Genomic DNA, 22,258 nt, shown 5'->3' with positions numbered 1-22,258 from the left:
ACCACCCTTGTATGTTTGATGTTCTAACTTAGCCCCGTTATCCGGGGTGAGGACAGTGCCTGGTGGGTAGTTTGACTGGGGCGGTCTCCTCCCAAAGAGTAACGGAGGAGCACGAAGGTGGGCTAATCACGGTTGGACATCGTGAGGTTAGTGCAATGGCATAAGCCCGCTTGACTGCGAGAATGACAATTCGAGCAGGTGCGAAAGCAGGTCATAGTGATCCGGTGGTTCTGAATGGAAGGGCCATCGCTCAACGGATAAAAGGTACTCCGGGGATAACAGGCTGATACCGCCCAAGAGTTCATATCGACGGCGGTGTTTGGCACCTCGATGTCGGCTCATCACATCCTGGGGCTGAAGTCGGTCCCAAGGGTATGGCTGTTCGCCATTTAAAGTGGTACGCGAGCTGGGTTTAGAACGTCGTGAGACAGTTCGGTCCCTATCTGCCGTGGGCGTTGGAAGATTGAAGGGGGCTGCTCCTAGTACGAGAGGACCGGAGTGGACGAACCTCTGGTGTTCGGGTTGTGATCGCCAGATCGCATTGCCCGGTAGCTAAGTTCGGAATCGATAACCGCTGAAAGCATCTAAGCGGGAAGCGAGCCCTGAGATGAGTCTTCCCTGGCACTTTAAGTGCCCTTAAGGGTTGTTCGAGACTAGAACGTTGATAGGCAGGGTGTGTAAGCGCTGTGAGGCGTTGAGCTAACCTGTACTAATTGCCCGTGAGGCTTAACCATACAACACCCAAAGGGTTTTGATGGACTCAATGAAGAACATTGAATGTGTAAGAACTGAAAACAGCTTTCCGAATTAAAGAATTTGCTTGGCGACCATAGCGATTTGGACCCACCTGATTCCATGCCGAACTCAGAAGTGAAACGAATTAGCGCCGATGGTAGTGTGGGGTTTCCCCATGTGAGAGTAGGACATCGCCAGGCTTCAAATTATGGACACTTGCTTAGGCGAGTGATACCACTGCGGAGTGGTAGTTCAGTTGGTTAGAATACCGGCCTGTCACGCCGGGGGTCGCGGGTTCGAGTCCCGTCCACTCCGCCACTTATTAGAAAGCCTAGTCGAAAGACTGGGCTTTTTTACGTTTAACGCTCCCGAAAGTGCTGTGCACTTTTTCGAGGGCAGGGTGTCTGTCTGCTCGACGGCTTTTATACAGACAAGAAAAAGCCAGCACGTTGGCTGGCTTCGAAGAGAGAGCAAGGCGAGATTACAGAATAATGTCTCGCACTTCAGGGTCTTTGCGTTCTAGGTAGTGTGTCGATTTCATGCGACGAATGGTGCGGCAACGTCCACGGATTATCTAGCACCCGCTGCTCGTGGTTTTCTCACACGTGCACCTTCCTCCATCAAACTTGATGTCGTTGCTCAAATCGTGTCGGATACTAGCGTGAATAAAGGGCAAGCCTTTGGTCTACGATAGGCTTTCAGTATCGCGTTTACCTTGTGGCCAATAGTCCCTTGTCACTATTCAGTAACCATGCTTTAAACGCTTTCTTAAGGACAAAAAAACTGGCCGTGTTGGCCAGTTTTGGTATTGGGCTAATGACCCGCTATATTCACGGTAGAACCTAGGACTGGATAATACTCAGCGCCTTTTTCGATACTTCCTGCGCAGCCTTGTTGAGGTTTTGTTTCTCCAGTACATCTGCCAAGTATGCATAGTCGGAAACGTTAGAGCGGACAGATAAGGCTTTCTCAAGATGTTGCTGCGCTTCTTGCCACTGTTCGTTTCTCATTTGCAATTGCGCTAAAGCGCTGTGTGCTTCGGCGTTATTGGCGTCTTTACGCACCATTTCCTCTAGCAGTAGTTTGCTTGGGTGGGTGTCGGACAATTTCATCTCTGGTAGCAAGGTGATCAGTGTGGAGTTCGGGTGCTTTTTCACTGTTTCTTTAATGACGGTGAAGGCTTCGTGATCGGCGTTGCGCGCAATCAATTGTTTCACAAAACACTCTACTAGATGGGCGTCTTGCTTGAGCTTTCTCGGTAGGCTGTTCCAGTGACCAATTAGGCCTTCACTTCCTTTGTTTTCGGCGACATCAGCCAATAAGCCGCATTGCGCTCTTTGGATCAAGGTTTGTTGATCTTGTTCGCTAATCAAGCCAAGTTTGCCTAGCTGGGGCGTCAGATCAATCAGTGGCTGCCACTGTTTCAGTTCTACATAGACTTGCTTAAGTAGGTTAACGATCACCACGTTGTTGGGATGCTGGCCCTTAAGAAGATGTAAGGTTTCCAGTGCGCCAGCGTAGTTGGCCTCTCTCACCTGCTGCTTGGCACGTGTTAGCTCCACCGCTAAGCTAGAACCAGGCTGTTTACCTGCGAGCTCAAGGTAGTGATCGGCCTTTTTGTTGTCTCCGAGACCTATCGCCGCTTCTGAGGCAATAAGGTAACAAACCACAGGCATATCATGATAGTTTGCCCAGCGCGTGACCTTTTTTTCTGCGGTTTTAAAGTCGCCCTCAATCAGTTTAATTAAGCCTTCATTCGTCAATCTGCGAGAGTGGCGCATTTTACGTACGCTAAAGTAATTCCAAGTGGCAGAACTGGCATAGAGCATTTTCTTAACGAGGTACTCAAGAGCAAAGAGGGCGGCCAACGTCGCAATTAAGAAAATCACTAAGGTGGTGACGCTCATTTCAATCGTGGTGTTGGCGATAGAGACTAGGACATAACCTTGTTGCCCCGAGTATTGAGTGCCGACAAACAGCCCCGCACCTAAGATGACAAAGAGGAAAATCAGTCTAAACATTATTTCTCCTCCGTAATCAATGTGGTGACTTCGCGGCGTAGGCGATCGCGAATAACGTCAGACAGCACTTCTTGTGTGTCGAGTTTTACCGGGTAATCGACTTGGATGGTTTGTTGGCCTAGCATGCCTAGGGCTTGATTGAACTCACGAACATTATTGGCATCTTGGTTGAAGAACGCTTGAGACCAGTCACCTGCGGTGGCAAGCGCTGTGGTGTAGATCTCTTGTTGCTCGACATATACCGCTTTGATGGCGGTTTCTAGCTTCGCTTTAATGTTTTCTTTGAGATAGAAATGCTGCTCGGGAGAGAGCAGTGGGATGACATTGCCATCACGAGTTCGGAACGTAATAAAGTTCTCTGAGAACTCTTGTAACGAGGTCATCAGGTTGTCTTTCCAATCTGCCACGTCTTGCGAGACTTGACGAGCTTCCACCGCTTGCGCCTCTGGAAGAATGGCATTGGCGAGCGGTAAGCTATCGACTTGTTGCTGAAGAGCGGTAAGTCTTAGCACCAAGCCTTCTCGATCTACAAGGGGGACCCCTTTGAGTTTGGTGATGTCATTCGCCATGGATTTGCGCAGAGGTACAAGACTTGGGTCATTCAGTGCTGCGATGCGCTGGTCTGCACTTTCCATTAGTTTGGTGGCGCTGACCGCGTCGTGTTCTAAAAACAGTTTTCGTCCAGCGAGCTTGACGAGGTAGTCAGCCTCAGCCAGTAACCAATCATTGGGGCGACGGCCTTTTACGTCTGCCATGGCGAGCTGTAAGCTCTCGATGCTTTTTTGCTGCTGCTCTAGAACGGTATCTGCGCGATGGCTAAGCTCAGTGGCCTTCGATAAGATTTGCTGTTGGTTCTGATCCAACTGAGCCTGCATGGCCTGTTTGGCTTGATTGAGCTCTGATTGCAGCGCAGCGATTTGCGCTTGCTGCTGCTGATTCTTCTCTTGGATGTAAAAGGTGAGTCCGCCCCCAATCAGCACAGCCATAACGATGGCGATCGTAGCTAGCTTCACTCCGCGTTTGCCTTGTTTTTCTTCAAGCTCCCCACTTTGAGGCTTGCTATCGACTGGCGCTGTGTCGTCCGGGCTTGGCTCTGATGCGCTTTCAGGTGAAGTCACATCTTGAGATTCAGTGTCCACCGCGCTGTTTTCCTCGGTCATCGCTGCTTGGTTTGGCGCGGTTTTGTTTTCTTCGGGTTCAACATGTCCATTGTTTTTTTTACTTGTCATTATGTTTTGTCCTGTTGTTTTGGCTGGAGAGCGGCCAGTAAGTCCGAATTAGAGGCACTAGGGGTCGTGATGACATCGACAAAGCCCCATTGGTGTGCGTCTAGAGCGATACGCTCACTAGGAACGTATAGCGTTAATCCAAATAGCCAGGCTTGATAGCGCTTGCCGATTTGCGAGACAAGGTGTTCAAGCTGACCCGAGCTAGTAACGACTAGCTGATCAATGTGCTTATTTTGCCAGAGTGGGACGAGCAAATCTGAGCACAAAGCAATGTTTTCACGACGATAGACTTCTCGATACTCCACTAAGGCCCCTCGTGCCTGCAAGGTATCGAAAATCAAATCTCGGCCACCGTTTCCGCGTAGGATGACAATACGCCTATTGGTGACGTCATGAAGGGGTTCAAGCGCAAGTAGATGCTCGCTATCGCCCACTTGAGGATAGTCTACGTTTTGTTGCGTTTTTGTGCTTAAGATCTGTGCAGTTTTTTGACCAACGGCAATGTATCGCGCTGAATGTGGCCAGTGTTGCTGATGTTGGCGAAGGGTTTGATCGGTAAAGTGCACCGCATGTTGGCTCACGGCAATAATGAGGTCGGCGCGATGTAACGCATGTGCGATATCGCTAAGTTGTCTCCCCGGGTGAAGCGAGATGAGCGGTTGATGCTCACTCGCGACACCGAGGTGTTGCAATTGATGGCAGAGCGATTGGCCTTGCTGACCTGGCCGTGTCACCAATACTGCCATGGCATTACTCTTGTTCTGCGTATAGCTTAGTTAAAATGGTTTTGGCGCCATTATCGAGCAGTTGATTGGCCAGTGTGACTCCCAGTTGCTCCGCTTCGCTTCGAGGACCGCTGATCTCACCACGAACGATGGTGGATCCATCCGGTTCACCGACTAAGGCTCTAAGCCAGATTTGATCGCCATCCAGCAGTGCATAACTGCCGATAGGAACTTGGCAGCCTCCCTCAAGGGTGAGGTTCATGGCGCGTTCACACAACACGCGGTCGACCGTGTCTGGGTGATTGAGAGGCTCAAGTAACGCGATTAAACGCTCGTCATCAAGGCGACATTCGATGCCGACGGCACCTTGTCCAACCGCGGGTAGGGATTGCTCTGGCTCGATGTAACTCTGAATGCGCTCTTCAAGCTTGAGTCGTTTTAAGCCAGCCGCGGCCAAAATGATCGCATCGTACTCACCTGCATCGAGCTTAGAGAGTCGGGTGCCGACGTTGCCGCGTAGCTCTTTGATCACCAAATCGGGCCGATACTCTTTTATCTGACACTGACGACGCAAACTGCATGTGCCGACGACTGCGCCTTGTCGTAAATCGTCGATGTTGCTGTACTGATTCGAAACAAAGGCATCGCGCGGGTCTTCGCGCTCACAGATGGTGACGAGACCTAAGCCTTGGGGGAACTCCACCGGCACGTCTTTCATTGAGTGCACGGCGAGGTCCGCGCGACCTTCAAGCATCGCCACCTCTAGTTCTTTCACAAACAGCCCTTTTCCGCCGACTTTGGCGAGCGGTGTGTCTAAAATAATGTCGCCTTTCGTGACCATAGTCACCAGCTCGACTTCTAGACCAGGGTGAGCGGCTTGAAGGGCGTCTTTCACATAATGAGCTTGCCAAAGAGCAAGGGGGCTTTTGCGCGTTGCAATACGGATCGGAGTCGTTTGAGTCATGATAGAAACAGATAAACCAAATGATGGCTCCATCGTATCACTCTGAGATAAAAATGCTCAATGCAATATGAGTCCTAAGCGGCAATCCTCAATCCGTAGCAAAAAATCATCAAAAAAGTGTGATTGCAATCTCGTTTATGAGCTGCGCTATTGTTACTCATCACGTATCCGGACCACACTGTAGCGCGTAATAAAAAGAGAACGACTCGTCAGTCAAGAGACACAAAATAGTGTTGAATCGATCGTACAATTCTTTACCAGCCCAAAGAAAAGTGTTAAATTGATCACGTTTTGATAGTGCTTTAGAATAATTATTAAACACAGCACGCTGTAGATAATTAACCAAGGAACATCCCTTGCTGGCTTACACCCAATCGCTAATCCATAGACTTGATGATCTCAATCAGCAACGCATTGAACGTGCGTTAGCTCTTATGGATGCGCAGGCCCAGCATGTTTTCCATCTGATTCCTACTCTTCTGCACTACAACCATCCTTTAATTCCCGGCTACTACGCATCCAAAGTCCCCTACGGTATTCGCAATTTTGAATTGAGTGAACCTCAAAGTCAGTTTGTGTCGGACACCGAGCTCACGATCGGTCAACCGCTCGCCACCGCAGACAACCCAATGATTTTGGGGCTGTATACTATGGGCAGCACCTCTTCAATTGGCCAGAGTACCTCCAGTGATTTAGACATTTGGGTGTGCGTGTCCTCGAAGATGAGTGCTGACGAACGAGACAGCTTGACCAACAAATGTCTCTTGATCACCGAGTGGGCGCTGAGCCGTGGCGTTGAAGCCAACTTCTTCTTGATGGACGAAAGCCGTTTTCGCAGCAATAAGTGTGAAGAGATGACCGGGGATAACTGCGGGTCATCGCAGCACCTGTTGTTACTCGATGAGTTTTATCGCAGTGCGGTACGTTTAGCTGGCCAAAGGCTGCTGTGGCAAATCGTGCCACCAGAAATGGAAGAGTGTTACGACGAGTACGTGACGCATCTCTGTAGCCAGAATGTGATTAACTGCTCGGAGTGGATTGATTTTGGTAAATTGAACCGTATCCCGGCAGAAGAGTACTTTGGCTCAAACCTATGGCAACTCTATAAGAGCATCGATTCGCCCTACAAATCGGTATTGAAAGCGATTTTGCTTGAGGCGTACTCGTGGGAGTATCCGCACACCCAGCTGTTGAGCCTTGATACCAAACGCCGCTTCTTCGCGCACAAGCCCGATCTCTATGGGATGGACGCGTACTATTTGATGCTTGAGAAAGTGACGCGCTATTTAGAGCGTATCGGTGATCACACCCGCTTGGATTTGGTGCGTCGTTGTTTCTATCTCAAAACCCATGAAAAACTCTCTCGCCAGCCTGGCGCAGGTTCGGTGGCTTGGCGCCGTGAAGCGCTGTCTGACATGATCCAAAAATGGGACTGGTCACCGAGTGTGATCGCTGAATTGGATGATCGCCGCAACTGGAAAGTCGAGCAAGTGAAAGTGGTACACCACGCCTTGTTAGATGCTTTGATGCAGAGTTACCGAAACCTGATCCAATTTGCACGTCGTAACGACATCACCTCCGCGATTAGCCCACAAGATATCAGTATCTTGGCGCGCAAGTTGTACGCTGCGTTTGAGGTGTTGCCGGGTAAGGTGACGCTGCTGAATCCGCAAATTTCTCCGGATCTGCATGAACCTGATTTGAGCTTTATTGAGGTACGTCCGGGCAGAACGAACAAAGCGGGATGGTACTTGTATAAACAGCCGTTAGAGGCAGAGAAAATCATCGGTCGTGCGCCACTTGAGCACAACGAATACTTGAGTAAATTGGTGGCTTGGTCCTTCTTTAACGGTTTGATCACGGAATCCACCCGTTTGCACTCTGTGATTCGTGATGCCGATTTGGACATCGATAAGTTCTACCAAATGGTCAGCGATCTACGCAATACCTTCTCACTGCGCAAGCGTCGCCCTACGATGCAGGCGTTGGCGAGTCCGTGTGAGATCAGCCAGTTGGCCATGTTCATCAACTTTGAAAGTGACCCGACCTCAGAGCTGAGCGGCCGTGCGCTGAAGTTGGATCAAAAGAGCACAGACATCTTTAGCTTTGGCCCTGACCAAACCTGTCTTGTGGGTAGCGTGGACTTGGTCTATCGCAACTCATGGCATGAAGTGCGTACCTTGCACTTCAAAGGGGAGACCGCTATGTTGGATGCGCTCAAAACGGTACTTGGTAAGATGCACCAAGATGCGTTGCCACCGGAGTCGGTGGATGTGTTCTGCTACAGCAAGAACTTGCGCGGTGTGATGCGCAACATGGTCTACCAGTTATTGGCCGAATGCATTGATTTGCGTTTGAAGCCGGTTGAGCAAGAAAAACGTCGTCGTTTCAAAGCGCTTAAGATTGGTCAACAGACCTATGGTTTGTTCTTCGAACGCCGTGGGGTGTCGGTGCAAATGCTGGAAAACTCAGTCGATTTCTATCGCAGCATTTCAACCAACAAACTGAAAGGCTCGCCCTTGTTGATGCTCGATAAAGAGCAAGATTATCAAATGCCAGAGGTCATTGATGGTTTTGCCAGTGAAGGTTTGATTCAGTTCTTCTTTGAAGACACAGACAAAGGCTTCAACATCTATGTGCTGGATGAGTCAAACCAAGTTGAGGTGTATCACCAATTTAGCGGTGAAAAAGATGAGATGATCGCGAGCGTCAATGGCTTCTACTCATCCGTCAAAACCGAAAGCGAATTGGCGTCTAAATTCATTAACTTCAATTTGCCGCAGTATTATCAAATCGTGCATCCTGAAGAGGGCGACTCTTACATCGTCCCTTATCGCAATGATGGCTCAAACTACTCCAAGCCAAGCCGAGTTGTGAATGCTTGAACCCGCAAAGTAAAGAGATAAAAAAAGAGCACCGCGTGCTCTTTTTTTGATTCTGAATGGGTTAAACCCAGTCAATCTCTTCATTGGCGTGCTTTTCACACTCTTCTTTGACCATGGCGATCAACTCTTTGCCAGTTTTTGAGCAGATCCACTGCTGCTCGACCAAGGAGAAATGGAAACCTCCGGATTTCGATGCGAGCCAGATTTCTTTCATCGGCTCTTGTCGGTTAATGATGATCTGGCTGCGATCGTCAAATTCCAGTGTCATCACGTTACCTGTGACCTCGTAGTCGATGTCCGCGCCTGAGTCATCAATCATTTCTTCAATGATTTGCATTTGAACATCCACCAACTGATGAAATTCAGTCTCGTTCATCCTATCTATCCTATTGCTTTTCTTGGTTGTGGTGCGATTATAGGGGGCATTGAACAAATAATCACGATAGAACCCATGAAAAAATCAATCCTTGCTCTGTTTCTTCTTTCAGTGTTAGGTCTGGCAGGATGTGGTCAGACGGGCGGTTTGTACATGCCAGAAGAGACGCAAACGAACGAGCAATCCTCCTAATCGCCACGCGTCCATCGCCATTAACGGTGTTCATCGCAATTAAAACGACTATTTAAGGGAAAGTACTTTGGATTACTTCAATTATCAGGACGATGGCCAGCTCTGGGCCGAAAACGTACCGCTTAGTGATGTGGCTGAGCAGTTTGGTACGCCACTTTATGTCTACTCTCGAGCGACGTTAGAGCGCCATTGGAATGCCTTCGACAAATCGGTGGGTGAGCACCCTCATTTAGTGTGTTACGCCGTGAAAGCGAACTCCAACCTTGGGGTATTGAATACGTTGGCGCGTCTAGGGTCGGGTTTTGATATTGTTTCTGGTGGAGAATTGGAGCGCGTGATTGCTGCCGGTGGCGATCCGAGCAAGGTGGTCTTTTCTGGTGTGGGCAAAACGGCACAAGAGATGAAACGCGCACTTGAGCTTGGCATTAAGTGTTTTAACGTTGAATCTGAGCCGGAACTTGAGCGCTTGAACCAAGTCGCCGCAGAGATGGGGGTGAAAGCGCCTATTTCACTGCGCATTAACCCGGATGTGGATGCGAATACCCACCCTTACATTTCAACAGGTCTGCGTGACAACAAGTTTGGTATTGCATTTGAACGCGCCCCGGATGTCTACAAGTTTGCGCAAAGCTTGAGCAACTTGGAGATCAAAGGCATCGATTGTCACATTGGCTCACAGCTGACAGACATCGACCCATTTATCGACGCGACCGATCGCCTACTGGCATTGATCGATGACTTAAAAGCGCAAGGCATCAACATTGCTCACCTCGATGTCGGTGGTGGTTTAGGGGTCGTCTACCGTGATGAGTTACCACCGCAGCCTTCGGACTACGCCAAAGCGCTACTAGGTCGCTTGGACAATCATCAAGATTTGGAGCTGATTTTTGAGCCAGGTCGTGCGATTGCCGCGAACGCGGGTGTCTTGCTTACCAAGGTCGAGTTTTTGAAGCACACGGAGCACAAAAACTTTGCCATTATCGATGCGGCGATGAACGATTTGATGCGCCCTGCGCTATACCAAGCGTGGCAAAATATCGTTCCAGTGAAACCTCGCGAAGGGGAAGCGGTGACCTACGATTTGGTCGGACCTATCTGTGAAACCGGTGATTTCTTAGGTAAAGATCGCGCCTTGGTACTGAAAGAAAACGACCTGCTTGCGGTGCGCTCTGCCGGTGCATATGGCTTTGTGATGTCATCCAACTACAACACTCGCGCTCGTGTGGCGGAAGTGATGGTTGATGGTGATAAGCTGCATTTGGTTCGCCAGCGTGAAGAGCTGTCCAGTTTGTGGGCGCTAGAAAATATTCTTCCGGAGTAATTAAAGGGTTATGCATTTTCACTTTTCCAAGATGCACGGTTTAGGCAACGACTTTATGGTCGTTGACTGTATTACCCAAAACATCTTTTTCTCACCGGATCTGATCCGCCGTTTGGCGGATCGACATACTGGCGTGGGCTTTGACCAACTGTTGGTGGTCGAAGCGCCGTACGATCCGGAAACCGATTTTCACTACCGAATTTTCAATGCAGATGGCAGTGAGGTTGAGCAGTGCGGTAACGGCGCTCGTTGCTTTGCGCGTTTTGTCCGCATGAAAGGTTTGACCAACAAGTACAACATCAGTGTCAGCACTAAGAAAGGTAAGATGGTCCTCAATATTGAAGAGGACGATCAAGTGACGGTCAACATGGGCGTGCCAGAGTTTGAGCCGAGCAAGATCCCTTTTAAAGCCAAGCAAACCGAGAAAACGTACATCTTACGCGCTGCAGATAAAACGCTATTTTGTGGGGCGGTGAGCATGGGTAACCCTCATGTTGTGACGGTTGTCGATGACGTTCAAACTGCAGATGTGGATAATCTAGGTCCGCTGCTGGAGTCGCACGAGCGCTTTCCTGAACGCGTGAATGCTGGCTTTATGCAAGTGGTTAACCGCCAAGCGATCAACCTACGTGTGTACGAGCGTGGCGCTGGGGAAACGCAGGCGTGCGGCAGTGGCGCATGTGGCGCGGTGGCCGTCGGTATCGTCCAAGGCTTATTGGATGAGAATGTCAAAGTCTCTCTGCCCGGTGGCGAGCTCAACATTCGCTGGAAGGGGCCAGGTAAACCGCTTTACATGACAGGCCCAGCCACACATGTGTTTGACGGCCAGCTGAGCTGCTAGCTCAATCCACACCTCGATAGATAACAAGTAAAGGGATGAATTGTGTCTCAAATTGAAGCGGACGCACTGACCGCGGAAGTGGTTGCCGAGTACCTCAGTGACAATCCGGATTTTTTCGCCCAGCGTCAAGCGCTGGTGGACAGATTGGCTTTGCCTCACCAAGAGCAAGGCGCAGTCTCTCTCGTCCATGTTCAGTTGAACCGCCAACGTCAGCGTATTGAAGAGCTTGAAGAAGAGATCACGACGTTGATGTCGCTGGCGAAAAATAACGATCGCACCTTCCATGAATTTATGGAGCTGCAAGAGCGTATTCTGCGCAGCGATAGTTTGAGCTCGGTGCTCAAATCGATCGAAGACATGGCGATCTCTCTGGGCTTAGTGGCATATATTCGCTTGGTAGTTGTGCAGGGCGGACAAGATAAGTATCGCCTGAGCAAAGAGAGCTATCAACGTTTTGTCACCAACCACCTGAATGGCAAGAGTGCCTACCTTGGCCGTATGCGTTCGTGCGATCGTGAACTTTTGTTTGGGCCACACAGCCCAGCGCCGGAAATGGGATCTTACGTGGTGATGCCACTGAATAAGACCTCGCTCCAAGGTATCTTGGCCTTTTCCAGCTCCGACGGTGGCCATTTTCAGCCACACATGGATACTCTCTTTTTGCGCCATCTGGCGCTCGTCCTTTCTCACCTGATTGATACCCTGCCTTGGCAGGCGCAAGATAATGAGCGACGCTCCTCCACCTCTGCCTAATGGTTTGCTGCAGCCCTTACTACGCTTCTACGATTATTTAAGAAGTGAAAAAGGGCTGAGTTTGCATACTCAACGCAACTACAAACAGCAACTGGAAACCATGGCTGCGCACCTAGCGAGTTTGGGTATAAAAAAGTGGACCCAAGTGGACGCGGGTTGGGTTAGACAGGTGGCCGGTAAAGCAATGCGTGAAGGGATGAAAGGAAGCAGTATTGCGACACGTCTTTCCTGCTTGCGTAGCTTTTTTGACTTTTTAGTGCTGAGAGGTGATCTTGCGGCGAATCCAGCCAAAGGCGTCTCTGCGCCGCGCAAACAGCGGCCACTGCCTAAGAACCTTGATGTCGATGAAGTGGGGCAGCTGCTTGAAGTCAATGAAGATGATCCGTTGGCGATACGCGATCGCGCCATGATGGAGCTGATGTATGGTGCTGGCTTACGTTTGGCTGAAATGATCGCCGTGAATGTCAAAGACGTGGGGCTTTCGGACGGTGAAATTCGTGTCGTCGGTAAGGGAGACAAAGAGCGAAAAGTGCCGTTTTCGGGCATGGCTGCCGATTGGGTGGCGAAATGGCTCAAAGTGCGCGGAGATTTAGCGCATCCCGATGAACCTGGGTTATTTGTCTCCAAGCTGGGTGGTCGAATTTCTCATCGCAGCGTACAAAAACGCATGGCGGAGTGGGGGCAGAAGCAGGCCATTGCCAGTCATGTCAGTCCGCATAAATTGCGTCACTCGTTTGCGACGCATGTGCTGGAGTCGAGCAACAATTTGCGTGCCGTGCAGGAGCTCTTGGGACACGAAAACATTTCCACCACCCAAATCTATACGCACCTCGATTTTCAGCACTTGGCGCAGGTCTATGACCAAGCGCACCCAAGAGCGCGAAAAAAGGGCAGGCCGAAAAAAGAGGAGGATGAGTGAAATTTTATCGCCATCTCAAACCCATCAAGGCGATGACGTTCGATCTTGATGACACCCTGTATGACAATTGGCCGATCATTCGTACCTTAGAAGCGCGTATGGTCGAGTGGCTACACCATCACCACCCCGCCAGCGCGACGGTGCCACTGAGCTGGTGGCAGAGCCACAAGCGACGCTTGGCCGAGCGCGATCCTTGGTTGCCTAATGATGTCACCAAGTGGCGCTTTCAACAGATAGAGAGTGGCTTGGTGAGACTAGGTTATGACGAGCAACAAGCGCACAGCGCTGCTTCGAGCGCGATTGAGGAAGTGCTGAGACTGCGCAGTGACTTTAGTGTGCCAGAAGAGACCCATCGTGTGTTAACTCGGCTAGCAGCGCAGATGCCGCTGGTGGCCATCACCAATGGTAACGTTGATGTCGAACGAATCGGTTTAGCGGCGTATTTCACCCTGACGCTCAAAGCGGGGCCGGATGGCTACGCAAAACCGCATGGCGAAATGTTTCGCAAAGCCGCGCAGCATCTGGTGCTGGATGCCGGTAGCATTCTTCATGTCGGCGATCATCTCAATACCGATGTGCAAGGGGCAAAAGCCAGTGGTTTTCAAGCGTGCTGGTTTAATGATACCGCTATCAGCCCAAGGCAGGCTCGACATGCGCGGGTGCTGCCTGATGTAGAAATTAACCAATTGTCGGATTTGCTGTTACTGACCGATTAGTGTCACTGTTGTTTCAGTGCTCAAGTGTGTAATGCATGGCCACTTTTATCCGCTTGAAAGGCCGCTAAGTAATAGCTGAAAAACTCTCTCATGCGCGTTGCCTCTTGGGGGGCGCCTAACGCGTGCACGATCTCAGCGCCCACCTCATAGGTGCACAGGTGCCCTTCCGATTGATTGCGTCGCAAGTCGTAGAGAGAAGCGGCTTGAGGCGAGAGCTGCACACAAGGCAGTGATGCGAGCCACGTACTCTTATTGAGCATTTTGCGCGCTTCTTGCCACGTGCCATCCAGCACAATAAACAGTGGCGTTGCACCGTGCGTATCAGCGTCGGCGCTCGCTTGCTGAGGCGTTAGGCTTTGCTCACCTGGGTAAAGCAAAAACGGCCGATAGCGTGGGTTTTGCATCAGCGTTAGCAAGGTATCGCAAGGCGAGGTTCGTTGCCACGTATGCACGCTACACGTTGACAGAGTGTGACTGAGCAGCCCTCCGGTATTGGTATCGCGCTGCTGCTCGTTTGGGTGCGTCAGCAGGGCAATGTGGGCGTTCAATTCAACGTGTGGTTGACGAACGCACACACATTGATGTCGCAGTTTACATCGCGGGCAAGGGGCGCTACTCATTTTAGTGTTAGCCCTTCTTGATGCGGCGTGACCCCATCGGAGAAAAGCTGCACTGGGCTGAGCTCATCGTAATTGGCGACAGGTTCAACGCTGGGGTTAAGCGGGTAGCTGATACCATTGTGACGCAACACGTGTTGATTAGGCACGGCGCCGCCGCCACTGACGAACATCACCAAATCTTGCCATTGACCATGGGCCTGAGTGCCGAGGTTAAATGGGGTTTGCACTAAGGTGATTTTACTGTTGAATCGCCACGTTTGTTGGTGCTGTTCAAAAATCAGCACTGTACAGCCGCCAGAGCCACACCAGTCCAGTTGTGCCAGAAGTTCCGGTTGACCATCACCATTGAGATCATAGGTCAGCCAGCGGTATTTTGTCCCGTTTGGATCGGTATTGTGCATGGCGAAATAGTCGCGAAGTGCTTTATCGACCTGTGCATCAAACTGGGCTGAAGAAGGAATATCATCGCCTTGCGGTAGGCGGGTGAGGCTAGAGGCCGCCGCAGCGGACTGCGCGCCTGTTTGCGTCAACGCCACCTTGGCTTTGTATAACGTTAGCCCACCATCATTAATGACATAAATTACGTCGCCAACGCGCTCTTTCTTCGCATTCAACTGATGACCATCACGAGTAAAGATACGCTCTGAGAGCAACGGTTGCTGCTGAAGGTGAGTCATCACCACTTGCACCTGATCAGGATTAATCTGCTGCCAAAAGCCGTGTTCCACCGAATCGCCATCGCCATTGTTATAGGCGTAGGTCGTCATGGCGGTATGGTCAGGGTTGAGTGCCATGGTCACGGTGAAGTGCTGTGCTTTGGTCGAGGCCGCGTGATAGTCATCGACCCAGTGTTGGGTGTTGTCTTGGTTAGCAAGCGTGGCGCAGCCTTGATACTGCTTATCACCGATCGTTAGGGTGGAGGTCCAACCATACAGGCTGTCACTCATGCCATCGACGCAACTGCGTTGATTGAGTTCGAGTGAGCCATCTTGCCAACTGTAACGGCGACGGGTTTGTTCTAGACGCTTGCGCTCGACGGGGAAGGATTGCGCTTCAAACCCCATGCGCTGAAAGACCAATTGGTCTGACTCAAAATGGGCAGACCAAGACGGCTCATTACCAAACGCCCGGGTCGGTTTTAGCGCTTGTTGACAGCGTTTAGGATTTTCAGCGCTAAGAAGGTTAATGCTCTCAACCACAAACTTGGCGGCGTAATTGGCCGCAAACCCTTGTTGCCCTGTGGGCTCTAGGTGACCGACGATTTCACCATACAAAGGGCTGTACGGTGAGCGCACCAGTTTCATGCCTTGGGTAAATCGGTCATTGGAGAGATCCAGCCAGTACTGCTGATTGCTGCCGCAAGGGGTGAGGCTGCGTACTTCGTGGCCGAGCACCACTTCACCGCGTAGCATGAAGGTTTGGGTAGGCGTGGGCGTTTCGCTATCGAGCGTCAAATGCGCAGGTTGTACACTGCTAGGTGATGGCTGAGAACTGCACGCTTGTAACAACAATATGATGGACAGAGCGACTGGGTTTCGAAGCGCCTTCATGCTATATCTTCCTTAGCGTAAACGTAATGGATTTTATTATGGCATATTGGTTATTTAAAACTGAACCAGACACCTTCTCTATTGACACTCTTCGCACACAAAAGGTGTCGTGTTGGGAAGGTGTTCGCAATTATCAAGCGCGAAATATGATGCGTGATGAGGTGAAGCTGGGCGATTTGGTGATGATTTACCACAGCTCGTGTAAGAAAGTCGGCGTTGCGGGGATTGCGAAGGTCGTCAAAGAGGCGTACCCCGATCACTTTGCCCATGACCCACAAAGCGACTATTTTGATGCGAAATCGAGCCCAGACAATCCGCGCTGGTTTATGGTCGATATTGAATTTGTGCGCAAAACCGATCGCTTAATTTCGCTTGCGACGATGAAAGCCATGCCTGAGCTGGAAGCGATGCCCCTGGTGAAAAAGGGCAATCGCTTGTCGATCATGCCGGTCACGGAATCTCAATGGCAGGTTATTTTAGCCCGAGAGTCTCGGGCTGACGGGAGCGCTTAAAACAGGTGGTCGTGCAAGTAATGCGCGACGGCATCGTCTGCGTTGCTGCCGATCACTTCGTTATTGGGCAGCGCATTTTTCACTTTCTGGTGAGAGGTCGCCATGACCAATCCCTTGCCTGCCATCGAGAGCATTTCCACATCGTTCATACCATCACCAAAGGCGATGCAGTTGTCGAGTGTCAGGTTCAGCGACTCGGCCACGACTTTCAGCGCTTCGCCTTTTGACACGTCTGCTGCCATCACTTCCAGACACCAAGGGGTGGAGAAAGCAATACTTAAGCTATCGCCAAATTTGGCGCGAAGTTGGGTTTCAAATTCCACCAAACGGTCATGATCTTTCTCTGGGTGGGTACAAAAAATCTTGGCAATACCCTCGGTTGGCGCAGCATCGGCGCTAAAACGTTGATAACCAAAGCCGGATTCACTGTGGAATTTGGCCAACTCTTCATCATCGCGATCAAGCAACCACTCTTCATTGCGGTACATGTGGATAAAGAGGTTGGGATCTTGCTTGATCACATCGATCACGGCTTGCACCTGCTCACTGGGAATATTTTTGCTGTACATCAACTGATCATGCTGATCGTGAACACGCGCGCCATTTGAGGTGATCATGTACGCTGGGATGCCAGCAATTTCACGAATGCCCGCGACATCAACATGGTGGCGCCCAGTGGCGAAGATAAAGGTGTAACCTTTGGCGTGTAGGTCCTTCAATGTTTGTTTGGAGAACGCGCTCAGCTGGTGGTTGGGTGCCAGTAGCGTGCCATCGAGATCAGAAGCGACAATGCGAAAAGGCGTGTCGGTACGTGTGTCGGTCATATCACCCTCTTAATGATTGGTTGCCGTGTGCCATAATAGGAGAGCCAACATGTCGTTGGCCAATGGGCAAGAGTCCTTATTCTACGTCATGCATGGCAAGAAAAAGAGGGTAATTTTCTCTGTTGCCCTTTTCCTGTTTTCACACTGCCCATTGACCTGTTTCTGAGAGAGTGCATTGCGAGCTTACACGCTGCCATGTTGGTCAAAGAACGCCAAAATCTCATCTAGGGTGCGGTTGCGGTATTCGTCGCGTTCAAACAGCAGTTCATGGCGCGCTCCGTCAATGGTCACCAGTTTGCTGCGAGGGTTGGTCTTGATGAGTTTACGAGCGAGCTGAGTTTGCGCGTCGTTGGCGACAATCTGATCGTCGCCCGCCTGCAAAATCAGCAGCGGAGTTTTCAGGTGGCGGGTCATCAACAAACACTGTTTGCACGCCATTAAACTCTGCCAGACCCAGCGGGTGCTGGCGCCGCCAATTCTCAGTTGTGGCATCTCATCATAGAGATTACGAAACCACTGGTAGCGCGCCTCACTTTGGCTGAGAAAGTTGCCCTCAAACGGTTTGGGATAATACGCCACTTGGCCGGGGGCAAATCTAGGAGTGGGGTAGACGGCGGTGAGGAACTGGCCAATCATGGGTGCGAAAGGCTTGAGGTAGGGCGCAATATTGACGCCAAACATCGGCGCGCTCAGCGCGGCGGCGTGGAAAAAGGCCTCTGTGTTCTCAATACCTTGGGTCTGTAAGTAACGTGTCACCACATTGCCACCCATTGAGTGGCCGAGAATAAAGCGCTCGTTATAACGCTCTAAGTTAAAGTGCGTCACCATGCTATCTAGGTCAAGGACATAGTCGTCAAACTCCTGCACGAAGCCCATCTCAGTGTCATCGATTAACCGGTCTGACAACCCCTGCCCGCGGTGATCGTAAGAGTAAACATCAAAGCCTTGCTGATAGAGATCGTAAAACAGCTCTTGGTATTTGATTGCGCATTCAATGCGACCATTCACCACCACCACGGCTTTGTTGTGATGCTCTGACGTCAATGCGGCCCAATAGAGCTTCTTTTTATCGCGCATGGCCAAGTAGCCTTCTTGGCGGCTCTGCCATAATTGCGCAATATCGGCATGGATCGCTTGCTCAAAATTTGTCTCTTGAGTATAACGAGGTCTGATGGGTGAAGGAGAAGGATTCATGGTATGGAGACCTATTGCTGCACCAAAGTAGAAACTCAATTATGTTTGGCAAACGCACGTTAGTCGAGAGGAAAACAAAATGGATATGCACTTATGGTTGGCTTATGTGCTGACGGCGATTGTGTTTAGCTTAGCGCCTGGCTCAGGCACAGTGAACTCGATCAGTAATGGCCTTAGCTACGGCACGCGTAAGTCACTTGCGGCCATTGCGGGCTTGCAGCTTGGCCTCGCCATCCATATCACCTTAGTCGGGGCGGGCATTGGTGCGATTGTCGCTCAGTCTGCTCTGGCGTTTAGCATCATCAAATGGGTTGGTGTGGTGTATCTGGTGTGGCTAGGCATTCAAAAATGGCGCGACAAATCAACGCTTGCCACTGCCGAGGTCAGCGCGGCACTGACCAGTGGTCAGCTGCTTCGCAATGCCACTTTGATTAATCTCACCAATCCTAAATCTATCGTGTTTTTGGTCGCTTTGTTTCCCCAGTTTATCGATCCTAAGGGCGATCAGCTGACTCAGCTGTTGGTGTTGGGAGCGACGACAGTGGTGATCGATTCTGTCGTGATGCTGGGATACACCAGTTTGGCAGCTCAAATGGGAAAATTTATTCGTTCCGGTCATGTTATGAGTAAAATCAATAAGCTATTTGGTTCCATGTTTGTCGGTTGTGGGGCATTATTGGCCACTGCAAAAGCATAATAGACACCCGTTAGGTCGTAGTCATGCGTGACACGTATGTGGCCCGCCAGCCAATTTTTAACGCTAAAAGACAAACCGTCGGTTACGAGTTGTTGTTTCGTGATGGAGAAAACAACGCGTATCCGGCGCACATTACTTCCAATCGAGCGACTTATCGCTTGATTGTGGAGAACTTCCTCTCGCTCGGCACCAATCCGTCGTTAGCGAAATCGCGCTGCTTTATCAATTTCCCTTACCAGAGTCTCATCCGCCGTTTGCCCGAATCGCTGCCCAAAGAGCAGATTGTGGTCGAAGTGCTGGAAACCTGCGAGCCAACCGATGAGCTGTTTGATGCCATTAAAGATCTTAGCCGCCAAGGGTATGTGATCGCACTGGATGATTTTGTTTATACCCCGCAGTGGAAACGCTTTTTGCCGTATGTGCAGATCATCAAGTTGGATGTGTTGGCATTGGGTTTGGAGGCGGCGTGTCAAATCGTCAAAGAACAAAAAAATCGTGGTATTAAACGGCAATATTTAGCAGAAAAAGTAGAGACAGAGGCGGAATACGTCGCCGCGCGCTCGGCAGGTTTTAGCTTGTTTCAAGGCTACTTTTTCAGTAAGCCGATTCTCTCCCGGCAGAAATACGTCACACCGGAACACTTGATTGCGATGGAGCTGCTCAAAGAGGTGTGCCAGCCTCGTGTTGATTTTGACAAGGTCGAAGCGATCGTCGCGAAAGACATCGCGTTGTCTTATCAATTGCTGCGGTTCGTCAATACCATGTCGGAGCGGCTGTCGGTCACCATCTCTTCATTTCGCCAAGCCTTGGTTTACCTCGGTGAGGATAAGCTGCGTGTCTTTGTCTCGTTGGCGGTGGCGTCATACATCTCGACCAATAAACCCGCAGAGCTGTATAACTTGTCGTTGCAGCGCGCGCAATTCTGCTTACTGATGTCGTATGACAATCCGTTCCAGCCTTATCGCGATCAAGCCTTCTTAATTGGTTTATTCTCAGTTTTGGATGCGCTGCTGGACTTACCGCTTGAGGATCTGGTGAGTCAGTTGCCACTCAATCGTGCGATTAAATTGGCCCTATTGGAGCGCCAAGGCCCTTACGGCGACTTATTGCTGCTAGAGGAGTGCTACGAACGCTGCGACTGGCACGGTATGCAGCAAGTGTGTAGAAAACTCAACCTCAGCGTGGATGACGTCATGCCGCGTATCAACGAAGCGCAGCGCTGGAGCCAAGACGTCAACCGTCTAGTGTAAAGCGCCTAGTGCCAATCCCCTAGTGACAAGCGCATCCATTTACAGCGCGCCGCGCTTTTTGAAACTTTTATGACATCGCCACTCTCCCTCTTGATCTTCCTCTCCTGATAGATAAATATATTTGCATATGCAAATATGAGAATGTAGACAATGTTACCTCACCAATTCTTCAAGTTGTTGTCGGACGAGACTCGCGTTCGTTGCTTAATGCTGATCGTGCGCGAAGAGTGTTTGTGTGTCGGTGAGTTAACCGAGGCGCTGCAAGAGAGCCAACCGAAAATTTCTCGTCATCTTGCGTTGCTACGCTCAAACGGCATTTTGGTCGATGTACGTCAGGGCCAGTGGGTCTTTTATCGACTGGCCGCCGATTTGCCGGGATGGATGAACAAATTGATCGATGATCTGGTGGCTTCAAACTGCTTAAAGACGCAGTACCAACAAGATCAACAAAGGTTACACGCGATTCAGGCTCGCCCTGTGTGCTGTGTGTAGCGGTCCAAATGAATGATGAAACAGATTGCCAATTGAGAGAGAGTGCAACATGACAATTAAAGTAGGGATTAACGGATTTGGTCGTATCGGCCGTTTGGCGCTGCGCGCTGCGTTTGATTGGGATGAGCTGGAGTTTGTTCAAATCAACGATGTGGCGGGCGATACCGCGACGTTAGCGCACTTGCTAGAGTTCGATTCCGTGCAAGGCCGTTGGCATCATGAAGTGGGCGTTGAGGGCGATAGCATGATCATCAATGGTCAGCGTATTAAGACCACTCAATCGCGCGACATCGATGCAGTTGATTGGTCAGGATGTGATGTCGTGATTGAATCAACGGGCGTGCATCGCAAAACGTCATTTTTGAACCAATACCTTGCGCAAGGCGTGAAGCGTGTTGTGGTCTCTGCACCTGTCAAAGAAGAGGGTGTAGCGAACATCGTAGTGGGCGTGAACGATCATATTTTCGACCCTGAGGTCCATCAAATTGTGACGGCAGCGTCATGTACCACCAACTGTATTGCCCCCGTGGTGAAAGTCATTCATGAAAAACTGGGTATTGAGCAATCTTCGTTCACGACCATTCATGATTTGACCAACACGCAAACCATCTTGGATGCGCCGCATAAAGATTTACGCCGCGCGCGCGCGTGTGGGATGAGCCTAATCCCAACCACTACCGGCTCAGCAAAAGCGATCGTCGAAATCTTCCCAGAGTTAGAAGGCAAGATTAACGGTCACGCCGTACGTGTGCCACTGGCTAACGCCTCGCTCACCGACATTATTTTCGATGTCAGCCGAGACACCACCGCTGAAGAAGTGAATGCGCTACTTAAAGAAGCGTCACAAGGCGAATTACAAGGCATTTTGGGCTTTGAAGAGCGTCCACTGGTCTCAATCGACTACAAGGGTGACCAACGCTCAACCATCGTAGATGCACTCTCGACTATGGTCGTTGGTGGCCGCATGGTCAAAATCTACGCTTGGTATGACAATGAAATGGGTTACGCCACTCGCACTGCTGAGTTGGTACGCAAAGTCGGTTTGGCATAAGGAGGATTGATCATGACACACCCAACATGGCAACTGGATTTAGAACAAGGTGCGTTGGTGCTGACGCCGTGTCCAGGTACAAAAGACGCAGACCTTGATGCCTCGCTTGAACAACTCAAAGCACAAGGTGTTGAAGCGATCGTCACTGCGCTCGACGATGCGGAATTAGCCAGTAAAGATGTCGCGGTGTTGGGCGAAAAAACCCAAGCGCTCGGTATGCAGTGGTTTCAAATTGAAATAGAAGACGACTGCGCCCCTAGCAGTGAATTTGCGGCTAAGTGGAAACTCGCTAGCCCAACGCTGCACCGTATTGTCGATAATGGCGGCAAAGTAGCGATGCACTGCATGGGCGGCTCGGGTCGTACCGGTCTATTCGCTGCCCATCTGTTGC

The 22,258-nt window shown here is 50.6% G+C and carries 22 protein-coding genes, 1 tRNA gene and 2 rRNA genes; 16 read left to right on the top strand and 9 right to left on the bottom strand.

Features of this window, described 5'->3' with window-relative positions; genetic code table 11:
* The 3 genes from AC6R1O_RS08945 to AC6R1O_RS08935 form a co-directional block, all read left to right on the top strand.
* Window positions 1–734 (top strand): 23S ribosomal RNA (locus tag AC6R1O_RS08945); the annotation flags it as partial.
* Window positions 735–819: 85 nt separating this feature from the next.
* A 5S ribosomal RNA gene (rrf, locus tag AC6R1O_RS08940) occupies window positions 820–935 on the top strand.
* Between the two features lie 41 nt (window positions 936–976).
* A tRNA-Asp gene (locus tag AC6R1O_RS08935) sits at window positions 977–1,053 on the top strand.
* A gap of 524 nt (window positions 1,054–1,577) precedes the next feature.
* Here AC6R1O_RS08935 and AC6R1O_RS08930 read toward each other — a convergent pair.
* From AC6R1O_RS08930 to hemC, 4 genes are read right to left on the bottom strand one after another with little or no spacing between them, the layout of a single operon-like run.
* On the bottom strand, window positions 1,578–2,756 hold the full coding sequence (locus tag AC6R1O_RS08930; RefSeq protein WP_500656893.1) for a heme biosynthesis protein HemY: 1,179 nt from the start codon (window positions 2,754–2,756) through the stop codon (window positions 1,578–1,580).
* A complete protein-coding gene (locus tag AC6R1O_RS08925; protein ID WP_500656892.1) occupies window positions 2,756–3,985 on the bottom strand; it encodes a uroporphyrinogen-III C-methyltransferase in 1,230 nt (409 codons plus the stop codon). The genes AC6R1O_RS08930 and AC6R1O_RS08925 overlap by 1 nt, the downstream gene beginning before the upstream one ends.
* Complete coding sequence (locus tag AC6R1O_RS08920; RefSeq protein WP_500627796.1) at window positions 3,985–4,731, bottom strand: uroporphyrinogen-III synthase; 747 nt, start codon at window positions 4,729–4,731, stop codon at window positions 3,985–3,987. Before AC6R1O_RS08920 ends, AC6R1O_RS08925 begins: the two co-directional genes overlap by 1 nt.
* A 4-nt stretch (window positions 4,732–4,735) precedes the next feature.
* Window positions 4,736–5,674 (bottom strand): hydroxymethylbilane synthase, encoded by a 939-nt coding sequence (gene hemC, locus AC6R1O_RS08915; protein ID WP_500632135.1) that lies wholly within the window; start codon window positions 5,672–5,674, stop codon window positions 4,736–4,738.
* Window positions 5,675–6,030: 356 nt separating this feature from the next.
* On the opposite strand from hemC, the gene AC6R1O_RS08910 reads away from it, so the two are divergent.
* Window positions 6,031–8,559: a class I adenylate cyclase gene (locus tag AC6R1O_RS08910; RefSeq protein ID WP_500632136.1), complete on the top strand. Its 2,529-nt coding sequence runs from the start codon at window positions 6,031–6,033 to the stop codon at window positions 8,557–8,559.
* Between the two features lie 61 nt (window positions 8,560–8,620).
* Here the strand turns inward: AC6R1O_RS08910 and cyaY are convergent, their stop codons facing one another.
* Window positions 8,621–8,935, bottom strand: coding sequence for an iron donor protein CyaY (cyaY, locus tag AC6R1O_RS08905; RefSeq protein WP_334555618.1), 315 nt, complete (start codon window positions 8,933–8,935; stop codon window positions 8,621–8,623).
* A gap of 75 nt (window positions 8,936–9,010) precedes the next feature.
* Between cyaY and lptM the strand changes: the two genes are divergently transcribed.
* From lptM to yigB, 6 genes are all read left to right on the top strand, one after another.
* Entirely contained in the window at window positions 9,011–9,127 is a 117-nt protein-coding gene (gene lptM, locus AC6R1O_RS08900; protein WP_420378243.1) for an LPS translocon maturation chaperone LptM, read from the top strand.
* Between the two features lie 67 nt (window positions 9,128–9,194).
* Window positions 9,195–10,448 carry a diaminopimelate decarboxylase gene (gene lysA / locus AC6R1O_RS08895; protein WP_500632137.1) on the top strand — a complete coding sequence of 418 codons (1,254 nt, stop codon included), beginning with the start codon at window positions 9,195–9,197 and terminating at the stop codon, window positions 10,446–10,448.
* A gap of 10 nt (window positions 10,449–10,458) precedes the next feature.
* Window positions 10,459–11,289, top strand: a complete 831-nt coding sequence (gene dapF / locus AC6R1O_RS08890) for a diaminopimelate epimerase (protein WP_500632138.1) — start codon at window positions 10,459–10,461, stop codon at window positions 11,287–11,289.
* 42 nt (window positions 11,290–11,331) lie between these two features.
* Window positions 11,332–12,042, top strand: a complete 711-nt coding sequence (locus AC6R1O_RS08885) for a DUF484 family protein (RefSeq protein WP_500656891.1) — start codon at window positions 11,332–11,334, stop codon at window positions 12,040–12,042.
* Window positions 12,014–12,961, top strand: a complete 948-nt coding sequence (gene xerC, locus AC6R1O_RS08880) for a tyrosine recombinase XerC (protein WP_500656890.1) — start codon at window positions 12,014–12,016, stop codon at window positions 12,959–12,961. Before AC6R1O_RS08885 ends, xerC begins: the two co-directional genes overlap by 29 nt.
* On the top strand, window positions 12,958–13,677 hold the full coding sequence (gene yigB / locus AC6R1O_RS08875) for a 5-amino-6-(5-phospho-D-ribitylamino)uracil phosphatase YigB (RefSeq protein WP_500656889.1): 720 nt from the start codon (window positions 12,958–12,960) through the stop codon (window positions 13,675–13,677). The genes xerC and yigB overlap by 4 nt, the downstream gene beginning before the upstream one ends.
* Before the next feature lie 20 nt (window positions 13,678–13,697).
* Here the strand turns inward: yigB and AC6R1O_RS08870 are convergent, their stop codons facing one another.
* Together AC6R1O_RS08870 and AC6R1O_RS08865 are read right to left on the bottom strand one after the other, a co-directional pair.
* Window positions 13,698–14,297 (bottom strand): tRNA-uridine aminocarboxypropyltransferase, encoded by a 600-nt coding sequence (locus AC6R1O_RS08870; RefSeq protein WP_500656888.1) that lies wholly within the window; start codon window positions 14,295–14,297, stop codon window positions 13,698–13,700.
* Window positions 14,294–15,847 carry a COG3650 family protein gene (locus AC6R1O_RS08865; RefSeq protein ID WP_500656887.1) on the bottom strand — a complete coding sequence of 518 codons (1,554 nt, stop codon included), beginning with the start codon at window positions 15,845–15,847 and terminating at the stop codon, window positions 14,294–14,296. The genes AC6R1O_RS08870 and AC6R1O_RS08865 overlap by 4 nt, the downstream gene beginning before the upstream one ends.
* Window positions 15,848–15,885: 38 nt before the next feature.
* On the opposite strand from AC6R1O_RS08865, the gene AC6R1O_RS08860 reads away from it, so the two are divergent.
* Window positions 15,886–16,359 (top strand): EVE domain-containing protein, encoded by a 474-nt coding sequence (locus tag AC6R1O_RS08860; protein ID WP_500656886.1) that lies wholly within the window; start codon window positions 15,886–15,888, stop codon window positions 16,357–16,359.
* Here AC6R1O_RS08860 and AC6R1O_RS08855 read toward each other — a convergent pair.
* Entirely contained in the window at window positions 16,356–17,183 is an 828-nt protein-coding gene (locus AC6R1O_RS08855) for a Cof-type HAD-IIB family hydrolase (RefSeq protein WP_500656885.1), read from the bottom strand. The genes AC6R1O_RS08860 and AC6R1O_RS08855 overlap by 4 nt on opposite strands.
* Before the next feature lie 183 nt (window positions 17,184–17,366).
* A complete protein-coding gene (locus AC6R1O_RS08850) occupies window positions 17,367–18,377 on the bottom strand; it encodes an alpha/beta fold hydrolase (RefSeq protein ID WP_500656884.1) in 1,011 nt (336 codons plus the stop codon).
* Window positions 18,378–18,456: 79 nt separating this feature from the next.
* Between AC6R1O_RS08850 and rhtB the strand changes: the two genes are divergently transcribed.
* The 5 genes from rhtB to AC6R1O_RS08825 form a co-directional block, all read left to right on the top strand.
* Window positions 18,457–19,074, top strand: a complete 618-nt coding sequence (gene rhtB / locus AC6R1O_RS08845; protein ID WP_334555606.1) for a homoserine/homoserine lactone efflux protein — start codon at window positions 18,457–18,459, stop codon at window positions 19,072–19,074.
* Between the two features lie 23 nt (window positions 19,075–19,097).
* Entirely contained in the window at window positions 19,098–20,324 is a 1,227-nt protein-coding gene (locus tag AC6R1O_RS08840) for an EAL and HDOD domain-containing protein (protein WP_500632146.1), read from the top strand.
* A 150-nt stretch (window positions 20,325–20,474) separates the two neighbouring features.
* Window positions 20,475–20,816 (top strand): metalloregulator ArsR/SmtB family transcription factor, encoded by a 342-nt coding sequence (locus tag AC6R1O_RS08835; protein ID WP_487902831.1) that lies wholly within the window; start codon window positions 20,475–20,477, stop codon window positions 20,814–20,816.
* Between the two features lie 49 nt (window positions 20,817–20,865).
* Window positions 20,866–21,867 (top strand): ArsJ-associated glyceraldehyde-3-phosphate dehydrogenase, encoded by a 1,002-nt coding sequence (locus tag AC6R1O_RS08830; RefSeq protein WP_500632147.1) that lies wholly within the window; start codon window positions 20,866–20,868, stop codon window positions 21,865–21,867.
* A gap of 12 nt (window positions 21,868–21,879) precedes the next feature.
* A partial coding sequence (locus AC6R1O_RS08825) for a phosphatase domain-containing putative toxin (protein WP_500656883.1) occupies window positions 21,880–22,258 on the top strand: 379 nt, incomplete at its 3' end.

The sequence above is a fragment of the Vibrio sp. R11-SG3-ISO3-SZ genome, assembly GCF_059834345.1.
Note: the sequence above shows the minus strand (reverse complement) of the source record. Positions and strands in the feature narration are given on the sequence as shown.